Annotated in this window: 13 protein-coding genes; 6 read left to right on the forward strand and 7 right to left on the reverse strand. The window is 57.1% G+C overall.

Translation table 11 applies throughout. The annotated features are described in order from the left end of the window. Window positions 1–10 precede the first annotated feature (10 nt). From mrdA to KZZ06_RS05150, 3 genes are read left to right on the forward strand one after another with little or no spacing between them, the layout of a single operon-like run. Complete coding sequence (gene mrdA / locus KZZ06_RS05140; protein WP_219578968.1) at window positions 11–1954, forward strand: penicillin-binding protein 2; 1944 nt, start codon at window positions 11–13, stop codon at window positions 1952–1954. Then, a complete protein-coding gene (gene rodA, locus KZZ06_RS05145; RefSeq protein WP_219578969.1) occupies window positions 1951–3090 on the forward strand; it encodes a rod shape-determining protein RodA in 1140 nt (379 codons plus the stop codon). The genes mrdA and rodA overlap by 4 nt, the downstream gene beginning before the upstream one ends. 6 nt (window positions 3091–3096) lie before the next feature. Beyond that, complete coding sequence (locus KZZ06_RS05150) at window positions 3097–4029, forward strand: glyoxylate/hydroxypyruvate reductase A (protein ID WP_219578970.1); 933 nt, start codon at window positions 3097–3099, stop codon at window positions 4027–4029. 114 nt (window positions 4030–4143) lie between these two features. Here the strand turns inward: KZZ06_RS05150 and KZZ06_RS05155 are convergent, their stop codons facing one another. Next, on the reverse strand, window positions 4144–6159 hold the full coding sequence (locus KZZ06_RS05155; RefSeq protein ID WP_219578971.1) for a M3 family metallopeptidase: 2016 nt from the start codon (window positions 6157–6159) through the stop codon (window positions 4144–4146). Window positions 6160–6258: 99 nt separating this feature from the next. Between KZZ06_RS05155 and KZZ06_RS05160 the strand changes: the two genes are divergently transcribed. Continuing rightward, window positions 6259–6594, forward strand: coding sequence for a DUF1992 domain-containing protein (locus tag KZZ06_RS05160; RefSeq protein ID WP_219578972.1), 336 nt, complete (start codon window positions 6259–6261; stop codon window positions 6592–6594). Window positions 6595–6633: 39 nt separating this feature from the next. Here the strand turns inward: KZZ06_RS05160 and KZZ06_RS05165 are convergent, their stop codons facing one another. From KZZ06_RS05165 to KZZ06_RS05190, 6 genes are all read right to left on the reverse strand, one after another. Continuing rightward, window positions 6634–7065 (reverse strand): DsrE family protein, encoded by a 432-nt coding sequence (locus KZZ06_RS05165; RefSeq protein ID WP_219578973.1) that lies wholly within the window; start codon window positions 7063–7065, stop codon window positions 6634–6636. A gap of 59 nt (window positions 7066–7124) precedes the next feature. Then, window positions 7125–8168, reverse strand: coding sequence for a molybdopterin-synthase adenylyltransferase MoeB (locus tag KZZ06_RS05170; protein WP_219578974.1), 1044 nt, complete (start codon window positions 8166–8168; stop codon window positions 7125–7127). Then, entirely contained in the window at window positions 8169–8618 is a 450-nt protein-coding gene (gene dut, locus KZZ06_RS05175; RefSeq protein WP_219578975.1) for a dUTP diphosphatase, read from the reverse strand. Between the two features lie 75 nt (window positions 8619–8693). After that, on the reverse strand, window positions 8694–9887 hold the full coding sequence (coaBC, locus tag KZZ06_RS05180) for a bifunctional phosphopantothenoylcysteine decarboxylase/phosphopantothenate--cysteine ligase CoaBC (protein WP_219578976.1): 1194 nt from the start codon (window positions 9885–9887) through the stop codon (window positions 8694–8696). A 65-nt stretch (window positions 9888–9952) separates the two neighbouring features. Beyond that, window positions 9953–10759, reverse strand: coding sequence for a ChaN family lipoprotein (locus KZZ06_RS05185; RefSeq protein ID WP_219578977.1), 807 nt, complete (start codon window positions 10757–10759; stop codon window positions 9953–9955). Next, window positions 10756–11634 carry an RNA polymerase factor sigma-32 gene (locus tag KZZ06_RS05190; RefSeq protein WP_219578978.1) on the reverse strand — a complete coding sequence of 293 codons (879 nt, stop codon included), beginning with the start codon at window positions 11632–11634 and terminating at the stop codon, window positions 10756–10758. The genes KZZ06_RS05185 and KZZ06_RS05190 overlap by 4 nt, the downstream gene beginning before the upstream one ends. Before the next feature lie 161 nt (window positions 11635–11795). On the opposite strand from KZZ06_RS05190, the gene KZZ06_RS05195 reads away from it, so the two are divergent. Together KZZ06_RS05195 and KZZ06_RS05200 are read left to right on the forward strand one after the other, a co-directional pair. Continuing rightward, complete coding sequence (locus tag KZZ06_RS05195) at window positions 11796–12377, forward strand: histidine phosphatase family protein (RefSeq protein ID WP_219578979.1); 582 nt, start codon at window positions 11796–11798, stop codon at window positions 12375–12377. Window positions 12378–12436: 59 nt separating this feature from the next. Further along, entirely contained in the window at window positions 12437–13120 is a 684-nt protein-coding gene (locus KZZ06_RS05200; protein WP_219578980.1) for a glutathione S-transferase, read from the forward strand. Window positions 13121–13185 lie beyond the last annotated feature (65 nt).

The raw sequence follows: 13185 nt of genomic DNA on the forward strand, positions 1-13185 counted from the left end.
GGAGACGGGGATGAGACGCAGCAGGGCAGAAACAGACGCGAGCCAAGCCAAGTTGAGCCGTCGCGCTGCGTTATTGGGCGGCGTGCAGTTGCTTTTTATGGGCGGTCTTGCCGCGCGCATGAACTATCTACAGGTCGAGCAGGCCGATCAATACCTGCTGCTCGCCGAAGAAAACCGCATTAACATCCGTCTGATCCCGCCCACACGTGGCGAGATTTTTGACCGCAACGGCATACAGCTGGCTCAAAACGTCCCCTCCTACCGCATCGTCATGGTCCGCGAGGAAGCTGGCGATGTCGAAGAGGTCATGCACCGTCTGGCCAAAGTGATCGACCTTGACCCCGAAGCCCGCGACCGCGCCATCGCCGAAGTGAAAGCCGCCGAGCGGTTTTTGCCCGTCACTGTCGCCGATAACGTCAGCTGGGATTATCTGAGCCGCGTTTCCGTGAATGCCCCCGCGCTGCCCGGCGTTAGCCCCGAGGTCGGCCTCACACGTGTCTATCCGCGCGGGTCCGACTTTGCCCATATCGTGGGGCGCGTTGGCCGCGTAAGTCAGGCAGATATAGACGCGCAGGAAACCCCGGACGCGGTACTGCGTATCCCGCGTTTTCAAATTGGCCGCATCAACGTCGAGGCCCGCGAAGAAGGGCTGCTACGGGGTCTCGCTGGCACAAAGCAGGTCGAAGTAAACGCCACAGGCAGGGTCATGCGCGAACTGTCTCGTCGCGAGGGGCAATCTGGCGCTGACCTTCAGCTGACCATCGATTCCAAGTTGCAAAACTATGTTCAGGCCCGATTGGGCACGGAAAGTGCGGCAGTCGTCATCATTGATTGTGAAAACGGTGACTTGGTCGCGAACGCGTCTTCGCCCAGCTATGACCCGAACCTGTTCATCGGGGGTATTTCATCAGCCGATTACGATCCGATGCTGGAATCAAAGCACCGCCCCTTGGTGAATAAGACCGTTCAAGGCACCTATCCCCCTGGATCAACCTATAAAATGGTCGTGGCTATGGCCGCATTGGAAGAAGGCATTATCGGGCCGGACGACACCGTCTATTGCCCCGGCCATGTTGAGGTTGGGGGGCGCAAATTCCACTGTTGGAAACGCGCAGGCCACGGCTCGATGGATCTCGAAAATTCGCTCAAGCAGTCCTGCGATGTGTATTACTATGACCTTGCCCTGAAAGTCGGGATCGAAAAAATATCAGCAATCGCCAAGCGGTTCGGGTTGGGCATCCGCCACGATCTGCCCTTGTCCTCGGTCGCGTCCGGCCTGGCCCCGACAAAAGCGTGGAAAAGAGAAACACGCGGCGCAGAATGGGTAATCGGCGATACCGTCAATGCGTCGATTGGCCAAGGGTTCACGCTCAGCTCGCCGCTCCAGTTGGCGGTGATGACAGCACGGATCGCGACCAACCGTATGGTCACGCCGCGCCTAATCAAATCCATCGATGGGATCGAACAGCCCTCGGGCGGGGGCGAACCGTTGGGGATGAACGAAAACAACCTGCGCAAAATCCGCAAGGGGATGCATGTTGTCGTCAATGACAGACGGGGCACGGGATACCGGTCGCGTATCATTGCCGAAGGGATGCGCATGGCGGGCAAAACGGGCACCAGCCAAGTGCGCAGCATCACCACCGCCGAGCGCGCCCGGGGTGTCAGCCGCAACGAGGATCTGCCCTGGGAACGGCGCGACCATGCGCTGTTCGTGGCTTTTGCCCCCTCGGACAAGCCGCGCTATGCCGTATCAGTACTGGTCGAACATGGCGGTGGTGGTTCAACAGCCGCTGCACCAATTGCGCGCGACGTGCTTTTACAGGCGCTTTATGGTGGCGAGCCCCCCCTTGATGCCTATCCAACAGGCGACAGAGACCGTATTGCGGAACAGCAAAAAGAACTGCGCGATGTGCAACCCCAGGCCACGATCAAAGGTAAAGATCAGGCATGAGTTATCTTGAATATAACGTCAAACACGTCCCCACCGGGTTCAGGAAAATCCTGCATCTGAACTGGCCCCTGACCATTCTGCTGATTGCTGTATCCTGTGTCGGTTTCCTGATGCTGTATTCTGTTGCGGGCGGCAGGTTTATGCCTTGGGCCGAACCGCAAATGAAACGCTTTGCCATGGGGCTGGGGCTGATGATTGCCGTGGGGATGGTACCCATTTGGCTGTGGCGCAACCTTGCCGGGGTCGCCTATCTCGGGACAGTGGTTTTGCTGATCGCGGTCGAACTGTTCGGCTCTGTCGGGATGGGTGCACAGCGCTGGATTGAACTGGGTTCATTTCGCCTACAGCCATCGGAGTTAATGAAAATCACCCTCGTGATGATGCTGGCTGCCTATTACGATTGGCTGCCAGCCAAACGCACATCGCGGCCCATTTGGGTGCTGCTTCCCATAGTCATGATCCTTGTGCCCACTGCGTTGGTGCTCAAGCAACCCGACCTTGGTACGGCGCTATTGCTGATGTGCGCAGGCGGGGGGCTGATGTTTCTGGCCGGTGTGCATTGGGCCTATTTCGCCGTTGTCTTTTCAGCCGGCATCGGGTTGATCACCGCGGTTTTCCAATCGCGCGGCACGCCGTGGCAATTGCTAAAAGACTATCAGTTTCGGCGCATCGATACGTTTATCGACCCCAGTACCGATCCCTTGGGCGCAGGGTATCACATCACTCAGTCCAAAATTGCCCTTGGGTCCGGTGGCTGGACGGGCAGGGGCTTTATGCAAGGCACGCAATCGCGCCTGAATTTCCTACCCGAAAAACATACTGATTTTATCTTTACCACCCTTGCCGAAGAATTCGGATTTATTGGCGGTTTTTCGTTACTGGGCCTGTACGCGTTGATTATTATCTTCTGTATTGCCGCCGCTGTGATCAACAAGGATCGGTTTTCTTCCTTGCTCACCTTGGGCATCGCGCTGAACTTCTTTTTGTTCTTTGCCGTGAATATGTCAATGGTGATGGGAATGGCCCCGGTCGTGGGCGTGCCTCTGCCGCTCGTCAGCTATGGCGGATCTGCCATGCTGGTCCTTTTACTGGCTTTCGGGCTGGTTCAATCTGCACATGTTCATCGTCCAAGGTAGGTCTTTATGCCCCTCAATATTCTTTTTGCCGCTCGCGCCGAACGCTGGGCGACCTACGAACAACCCCTGCGCGACGCACTGCGTGATACGGGTATCACCGCCAACCTTAGCACTGATATTGCGCCGTCCGAGGTCGATTATATCGTTTATGCGCCGAACAGTGACTTGCAGGATTTCACCCCCTACACCCGCACCAAGGCTGTGCTGAATCTATGGGCCGGCGTTGAAAAAATTACGGGTAATCCGACCCTCAAGGTGCCGCTGGCACGTATGGTTGATCCCGGCTTGACCAAGGGAATGGTAGAATGGGTGACCGGGCACGTGATGCGCTATCACCTTGGGCTGGATATCGACATTTTACACACCGGTACCGATTGGACGCCGCGCACGCCGCCCCTGGCACAAGAACGCAAGGTTGGTATTCTTGGTATGGGGGCTTTGGGCACTGAGGCGGCCAAAACGCTTGCCAGCCTAGGATTTGATGTGGCGGGCTGGTCGCGTAGCGCCAAAACCGCACCGGGGATAAAGTGTTTCGATGGGAAACAAGGATTGCAGGATATCCTGACGCGCAGTGAAATACTGGTGCTTTTGCTGCCCGATACTCCGGCGACAGAAAACACCATCGACAAAGCTGCACTGGCAACGATGCCAAAGGGTGCGTTTATCATCAACCCTGGCCGGGGACCGCTAATTGACGATGATGCCCTGATCAACGCGCTCGATAGCGGCCAGATTGCTCATGCCACCCTAGACGTTTTCCGAACCGAACCCTTGCCCGCGCAGCATCCCTATTGGGCGCATCCAAATGTCACTGTCACGCCCCACATCGCCGCAGAAACGCGCGCCGTGACAGCATCACAAATGGTCGTCGAAAACATCCAACGCGGCGAAACAGGGCAACCCTTTTTGCATCTGGTCGATCGCGCCTTAGGCTACTGAACGCGCCCGCCTTAAGGCTGGAATTTGAGTTTATTTGGCAAAATGAAATCAGCGCGGTTTACCTGATATTTCATTTTGCCCTTAAACTCTCGCCGAAGGCAAAAAGGTTTTTTCTCAAGCTGCGATTAACCCGCGCCCTTTCAGTAGTGCCTCAACGCCTGGCAGTCGTCCTCTGAACGCCTTGTACAGCTCTGCCGCGTCGTGACTGCCGCCCGTGGAAAGAATGTGCGCCTCAAGCGCCTTTGCCTTTTCTGGGTCAAAAGCCCCACCTGCTTCCTCGAAGGCTTCGAAGGCATCGGCATCCATGACCTCTGACCACATATAACTGTAGTACCCGCTGGAATAGCCGTCCCCCGAAAAGACATGTGCGAATTGCGGGGTCGCGTGGCGCATGGTGATTGCAGCAGGCATGCCCAGATCGGCCAGAACCTGCGCCTGAGTAGCCATCGGATCGCTGGGCACGGTGCCATCGTGAAATTCCAGATCGACCAGGGCCGACGCTACATATTCGACCGTCGCAAACCCCATGCCAAAATTGGCGGCACCCAGAACTTTATCCAACATCTCCTTCGGCATTGGCTCGCCAGTTTTGGCGTGGGTCGCGAATTCGCCCAGCACTTCTGGAACGTCCAACCAGTGTTCGTAAAGCTGGCTCGGCAGTTCCACAAAGTCACGGGCGACCGACGTACCGCTCACCGATTCATACGTCACATTCGATAACATCTGATGCAAAGCATGGCCGAACTCGTGGAACAAAGTCCGCGCATCGTCATAGGACAACAAGGCCGGTGTCCCTTTGGCAAAGTTGCAGACATTGATCACAATTGGCGATTGCTCTGCCGGGAACTTTGCCTGCGCGCGCATGGCCGAACACCACGCACCTGACCGCTTCGACCCTCGTGCAAAATAATCCCCGATAAACACGGCGACATGTTTGCCGCCTCGTGTCACCTCCCACGCGCGGCAGTCAGGATGATAGAGCGGCACATCAAGGGGCGCGAATTCGAGAGCGAACAAACGCGTGGCGCAGCTAAAGGCCGCGTCAATCATCCGGTCCAGCTGGAAATACGGTTTCAACGCGGCCTCGTCGAGATCATGCTCGGCCATGCGCTGTTTCTCCGCATAGTAGCGCCAGTCCCACGGGGCCAGATCGCCGTTCACGCCATCCGCGTGCATCATCTCTGTCAACACCGCGCCGTCTGCCTCGGCCTGCGCTTTCGCGGGCTCCCAAACGTCCATCAACAGCTGACGCACGGCTTCGGGCGTCTTTGCCATTTCGGTTTCCAGCTTGAAGGCTGCGAAATTCTTATACCCCAGCAGTTTGGCGCGTTCTTCGCGCAATGCCAGTGTTTCAGCGGCAATGGAGCGGTTATCCGTTTCGCCATCATTCGCACCGCGCGCCTGCCACGCCAGAAATGCCTTTTCGCGCAGATCACGGCGGGGCGAGAATTGCAGGAACGGCACAATCAGCGATCTAGACAGGGTAATAACCGGGCCGCCTGCGTCTTTTTCTGCACCAGCATTGCGCGCGGCATCGATGACGAACTCGGGCAACCCCTCAAGGTCGGCTTCCTCAAGCTTCATGAACCACGACCGTTCATCTGCCAAAAGGTTCTGGGTGAACTGCGTCCCAAGCACCGCCAAGCGACCCTTTATTTCCTTCATCCGCGCATCCTGTGCGCCTTCCAAGGCGGCACCGGACCGCACGAACCCGCGGTGGGTCAGCATCAGCACGCGGGCTTGCTCTGGTGTCAAATCAAAGCTGTCGCGCTTTTTCCACACCTCGGCCACACGGGCGAACAGGGCTTTGTTGCTTGATATCTCTGAATAATGCGCGGCCAATAGCGGCGAGAACTTGCGCTGCAGTTCTTCTCGAACAGGGTTGCTGTCGGCACCAGCCACGGTGAAAAACACACCCAACACGCGGTCAAGCTGGCTGCCCGCCTCTTCCAGTGCCTCAATCGTATTGCCGAATGTGGGCGCGGCATCGCAACTGGCGATCGCATCAATCTCCATCCGGTGCTTGGTCAGCGCCTCATCCAGCGCGGGCTCGAAATCATCGTCTGAAATCTTGTCAAACGGGGCCAGCTCAAACGGCGTATCCCAATCCTGAAGCAAGGGGTTTGTCATGGTATTCTCCTTTGGATCACAAGGTAGGTATCCCAGCAGTGGGTTGCAATCGTCAGCGTAAAAGCTCAGGCTTAAGACGCGATTGTTGTGGAGGATCAAATGATCCGCAGGATCAGGAATTTAATCGAACGCCAGATGCAAAAGGCCGTTCTGGAAGGCAAACTCCAAGGGCTGAAGGGCGAAGGAAAACCTCTTGAGAACCGGCCAGAAGACGCATTTGTCAGCGCAGGCGACGCCGTAGGCTTTCGTATGATGGCTGAGGCCGGCGTCCTGCCCGAAGAAATCCTGATCAAGAAAGAAATCACCGCTCAGCAAGAGGCACTGAAAGCGGCCACATCAGAGGCCGAGCGCGCGCCCATCCTCGCGAAATTGACGGATCTAGAACTGCGATACAATATCGCGACCGAAGCACGGCAAAAGTTCATGAAGAGCTAGCCCCGCGTACAGTCGGTGCACCCGGGGCTTGGCCCTTTATCAAGGGCGGACGTAAGCGAACCCGTCTTCCTGCAATTCGATCAACCGAACGATACCCGATGGCACGACAGTTGCCTCGGACAACAATACAACATCGTGACCCGATTTTTTCTTCATGCCTGCCATCGTATTGGCACATGCTGAAAAGCTGATGTTGTCCAATTCCAGGGACATCGCAGAAATACGCTGCGCGACCGGGCTTTTGTCGGCGATCAACATGTTCAAACCGGGGCCATAGGTCACCATTTCGATGGTCACTGTGTCGCCTTGGCTTTCATAATAGCTGGCAACGTTTTGGGCGTTATTCAACGCCATATTCATCACCTGAGGGTCGTTTTGATCAACGTGAATGGCAACCTTATGCGCCACGCCCTCAGCGAATACCGCCAGCGGAGCCAAGGCCAAAGCGGCGGCAAGTACGAATCGTTTCATGGATTTTTCCTCCTTCAATATTGGGATCAGTCTATCGCGTTTTTTGAACACCGCGGTTTTTATGAGACGTCACCACAAACCGGGCAATCATCACGTTTACTGACGCCGATCACACGATTTTCGCCATACAGCGCATCATAAATCACCATCTGCCCCCGCAGCGGTGACCCCGCCCCTGTGATAACCTTTATCGCCTCGACGGCCATCATCGACCCGATGACACCGGGCAAAGGACCAATCACGCCCGCCTGCGCACAAGACGGGGCCAGATGTGCGGCGGGGGCCTGCGGAAACACGCATTGATAGCACGGCGCGCCCTTGGCCGGGTCAAAGACACTCAACTGCCCCTCCCACTGGCTGAGCGCACCTGAAATCAGCGGCACCTCAGCCGCGACACAGGCACGGTTGACCAAATAGCGCGTATCGAAATTATCAGTCCCATCCAGAACGATGTCATAATCAGCGACAAGCGTCTCGGCGATCTCGGCGTTCAACCGGCGGTGATAGGGGCGTATTGTAACGAATGGGTTCTGTGCCTCCAGCTCGGCTTTGGCCGAGAATACCTTGGGCATACCGATGTTTTTGTCCTTGTGTATGACCTGACGTTGCAGGTTTGCATTTTCGACGACGTCATCGTCAATGACACCGATTGTACCAACGCCCGCAGCCGCAAGATACTGCAAGACGGGCGCGCCCAGCCCACCAGCCCCTACGACCAAAACCTTGGCATTCTTCAACGCCTTCTGACCACTACCGCCCACCTCACGCAGAACGATGTGGCGGGCATATCGGTTCAGCTCGGTCTCGGAGAACGTGCCTGCCGGCTGGGATGGCGCATTCTCGGCCGGGGCGGCGCGGCTGCGTAAATACTTCACCCCCCACCCATAGGTAAAAGCCAAAAGGACAAACCCGGTCAACAACAACCAAGGTGCTGCACTGCCGCCTGTTGCCACGCGCAACGGGTGCGCGTCTGGCAATAGCAGGTTCACACCGATCACCGCGCCGAACACCGCACCTAACAGTTTCAGTCGGGTCTCGCGTGCGCTGCCCATCGCCGCACCAGCCCCCCAAATCACGGCCGCAAGAATAAGAACCAGCAACATCTATTTCAGCCCTGTCGACCCAAACCCGCCAGCCCCGCGCGTACTGTCTGACAATGCGATGACCTCAACCGTGGCATAGCGTTTGACGTCGGCAACCACCGCCTGCGCGATCCGGTCACCATGCTGGATTTCAAAAGGCTCATCGCCGATATAATACAGCCCCACCATCACCACGCCGCGGTAATCCTCATCTACCGTCCCGGGGGCATTTGGGATCAGGAACCCGTGCTTAAGCGCTAGCCCCGATCTTGGCCTAATCTGCATCTCGGTCCCTCGGGGAAGCTCGACATGAAAACCCGTCGAAATCAACTTGATGTCGCCCTTTCCGAAAACCATAGGCCCGTCGGGCAAGAACGCGCGCAGATCCATCCCTGCCGCACCGGCTGTGGCGTAGTCGGGCAATGACAAATCCGCGTTGCCGGGAACCCGCTTAAACTTAATCTCAGACATGTTCTTTCCCCAAAAGCATCGGCGCAGCAGCTATTTCCAAATGGTCCTAAATCCTCGCCGAAGGCATAGAATCTTTTACTTCAGCGCATCCGAAATGCGTGCGGCCAACTGTTTTGCCACCTGACCCTTGCTCATCCGCGGCCACTCCTCTGCCCCGTCGTCACTGATCACGGTCACCGCATTTTCAGCGCCGCCCATGATCCCGGTTCCCGGGGACACGTCGTTGGCAACGATCCAGTCACATCCTTTGCGCAGGCGTTTGGCGGTCGCGTTCTCGATCACATCATTCGTTTCAGCGGCAAAGCCGACAACCAGCGTGGGCCGGCCAGACGTCATCTGGCTGACCGCTTTTAGGATGTCGGGGTTTTCTGCAAACTCCAGCAGTGGCAACCCGTCCTTTGACTTTTTCAACTTCCGGTCGCTGGCAGTGGTGACACGCCAATCTGCCACGGCTGCGGCAAAGACACCGGCATCAGCTGGCAACGCGGCATCAACCGCCTCTTGCATCTGTAAAGCGGTTTCAACACGCACGACCTGAACGCCGCTTGGGGGCGGAACATCGGCGGGTCCGGTGATAAACACCACATCAGCGCCCAATGCAGCAAGGGCACTGGCGATGGCCGTCCCTTGTGCGCCAGAAGACCGGTTTGCGATATAGCGCACCGGGTCGATCGGTTCATGGGTCGGGCCCGACGTGACCAGAATGCGCCGCCCTTTCAGTGGGCCATCATTCAGTTGGGTTTCAATCGCGGCCACGATCTCGAGCGGTTCCGACATGCGGCCGGGGCCAAACTCACCGCATGCCATGTCGCCGTCATTTGGCCCGACAACCGTGATCCCATCACCACGCAACGTGGCAAGGTTGCGCTGCGTGGCGGCTTGTTCCCACATGCGCACGTTCATCGCAGGTACAATCATGACCGGCGTATCCGTGGCCAGCAAAAGCGTCGAGGCAAGATCATTCGCCAAACCGCCCGCCATCTTGGCCATCAGATCCGCCGTCGCTGGCGCAACCACCACCAGATCAGCAACACGGCTTAGCTGAATATGGCCCATTTCGGCCTCGTCGCCCAAGTCAAACAAATCGCGGTACAGCTTTTGGCCCGCCAAAGCCGACACAGACAGCGGCGTCACAAATTCTTCGCCAGCACGGGTAAGAACGGGGGTGACCGTCGCGCCTCGTTCGCGCAAACGGCGGATTAAATCCAGCGATTTGAACGCCGCGATGCCACCACCGATAATCAGCAGAATATGTTTACCAGCCAGCATGTTCGGCCCTCTTTAACGCAGTTAAGGTGAACCATAGGCCGCAAGGGCCCGTTCTGCCAGCCCCATCAGGGTTTCTTAAATGCCAAACAAGGGTCTTCGCGCGCAGTTGCCGGCGACTGTAGGACCGCATCGAAACGCCCCTCTGGTACGACGCCGTCCTCGCCTTGGCCTACTGTCATGACGGCCGCATCCGGCCGCACCAGCGCTATGGCTGCGGGCATTCCCCAGTCGGGGCGCGCATGACCATTTCCGGTTATCACGACAACCGGACCGCCGGTGTCGTCCAATGCTTCGATCGATATCTGCGCCAACCGTGCATCCCGCAAGCGTTGAACATCAACCATCGCAGGCAGCAATTCAGCAGGCAACGCATCACAATGCGCCTTCATCTGCAAAGCTTCGCGCGCGATCTGCTGGTCGGCATCCAACGGCGCGGCCAATCCAAATTCCTCAGCCTGCGCGCCAAATGCAGCGACGAGGCCATCGCCCATTACTTCGCGCGCTGCCTCTCGCGGAACAGCAGCCCCAAAGGTTTTGGCCCCTACGCTGGCCGCAAATACCGGATAATAAATCGAAAAATCAGGCCAGCCGCTTTCGTTCCAACCAAGCACCTGCTCTAGCGCCACTTCGTCGCGCATGATGTCGCCGCGCACCAGTGCCGCCTGAGCCCCGGTGATCATTTCATAAACGACAGCCTTGGGCGCGATCTTGGCAACAATATCCGCCTGGGTTCGATGATGGGCAGGGTTGTCGTGCGTTTCCCCCAAAACAACAATTTGCGCCGCAGATAGTTGCGTAAACAGATCATCGTTCAAGGTTTCAGCAGAGACAAAGGCTGGCAGCGCCAGAAATACTGTAAGGTACCGAATCATATCAAGAAATGATGGACCTCGGCCGACTGTGTTTCAAGCGTTTTGCGCATTTTTCCAAAGGCCGCGGCCTCTAGCTGGCGCACCCGTTCTTTTGACAGCTTCAACTCTTCGCCCAAGCTTTCCAAGGTTCTCGGCTGATCACGCAATTTCCGCTCGCGGACAATAAACTGTTCACGTTCGTTCAAGGCATGCATCGCACCCAAAAGCCAATTACGCAGCGTGGTCGTATCGTGGCTTTCCTCGACTTTTTGGGCGGCCTGCGCGCTGTCATCCACCAGCGCATCAATCCATTCGCGCCCCTCGTCCTCTGCTGACTGAGTAGCATTCAGCGAATAATCGGACCCCGACAAACGGCCCTCCATCATCTCGACATCATGCATGGGCACGCCAATCTCGGTCGAGATCATCTGACGCAGCTGATGCCCGTCCAACGTTTCACCAGCCACTTGAGCTTCACGCTCGATACGCGCCTGAACGCGACGCATGTTGAAAAACAGCGATTTTTGCGATGACGTTGACCCGGTGCGCACCATCGACCAGTTGCGCATGACGTGATCCTGAATGCTCGCCTTGATCCACCAAACTGCATAGGTCGAAAAACGCACCCCGCGATCGGGGTCGAATTTGTCAGCGGCTTTCATCAACCCCAGACTTGCCTCTTGAATCAGATCATTCATCGGCGCGCCGTAGCGTTTGAATTTGCCTGCCATCGAAATGGCCAGCCGCATATAGGCGGTGATCAACCGGTGCAGCGCTTCTTCGTCGCGACGATCACGCCAAGCATAGGCCAGCCTTAATTCCGTATCCGCATCCAAAAGTTCGGCTTTCATTGCGGTCCGGGTCAAAGAAAATTCGCGCGTTTGAGATAGTGCCACAGTGATCACCCCTGATAGAAGAATTTTGGCTCTTTATTTTATCAACGCCGTGACGGGCCGTATGGTTCAAATATTATTAATATTTCTGCGCTCAAGCGCTTGAGGACAGTGCCAACTGCGCTAGGGTATGCGCCGCATAGGCAGGTTTTTAGGGCGGTTAGATGACAACTTGGCATTGGGTTCGACACGGACCGACGCATGAAAAAACCCTTGTGGGATGGCGCGATGTCCCCGCTGATTTATCTGACCACGCCCAGATCGCCCGCCTGAATGCGCATTTGCCCCGCGATGCGATCCTTGTGTCATCCGACCTGATCCGCGCCGCAGCAACGGCAGATGTCTTGGCCCACCCACAGCGCCAGCGTCTGCCCCATGACGAAAAACTACGCGAGATGGATTTCGGCGAGTGGGATGGCATGCATGCCCGCGATGTATCCGAGCAACATCCCGAACTCAGCCGGGCATATTGGTCGACGCCCGGCGATGTTGCGCCCCCACAAGGCGAAAGCTGGAACGCGGCGGCACGGCGCGTCAACGCAGCCGTGGATCGTCTGAACGCCCTTTACCCCGATGAACACATCATCGCTGTCGCCCATTTCGGGGTCATCCTGACGCAAATCCAACGCGCCCTGAACATCAGCGCACACGCCGCATTCGCCCATAAGATCGACAACTTGTCAGCCACGCAAATCACAGTATCCCAAGCGCAGTGGGACGTTACCCATATCAATCATTCTCCGTGATCGGATACGTCACAAAATTGCATTTGCGCTGATCGGGCATCGCTGGATAGAAACCGCCCATGACATATGATCTTTATATCGGCGACAAAACATTCTCCAGCTGGTCCCTGCGTGGCTGGCTGATGCTTGAAAAATTCGGCCTGCCCTACCGCAGCCATATGGTCGGCCTGTACGACGGCACCATGGCGCAAGATATGGCAGAACTGGCACCCGCAAGGCTGGTTCCGACCCTGAAAACGCCACAGGGCGAGGTAATCGGCGAAACGCTGGCCATGGCCGAAACATTGGCCGAACGGCATCCAGACAAAGCGCTTTGGCCCACTGATCCTGCCGCACGCACCCGCGCCCGTTGGTTATGTGCCGCGATGACGGCAGGATTTTCGGCGTTGCGCGGCGAATGCCCCATGCAGCTTCGACATGTGAACAAGGGCTTGCCTGTCTCGGACGCAGTGACAAAAGACCTCTCGCGCCTCCAAGAGCTGTGGGATTATGCGAACGGCGCATCCGATGGCAAAGGCCCGTGGCTTTTCGGCAGCTATAGCCTCGCCGATGTGTTCTACGCGCCCGTCTGTGCGCGGATCGTGGGATACGACCTCACAGTCCAGCAGTCGGCAAGGGACTATTGCCGCGTCACCCTCAACGATCCCGCGTTCAAAACATGGCGCGCAGAGGGGCTCAAGGTCACCTATGACCCCTTCCCATATGACATGGGCTGCACCACATCCCCTTGGCCCGTGGCATGACCCCACGCCTGTTTCATTTTGCAAAATAAACTCAAATTCCACGATATCCGCAGGAGTTAACGCTT

The organism is Sulfitobacter sp. CW3, from assembly GCF_019392245.1.
In the GTDB taxonomy this organism is placed as follows: Bacteria; Pseudomonadota; Alphaproteobacteria; order Rhodobacterales; family Rhodobacteraceae; genus Sulfitobacter.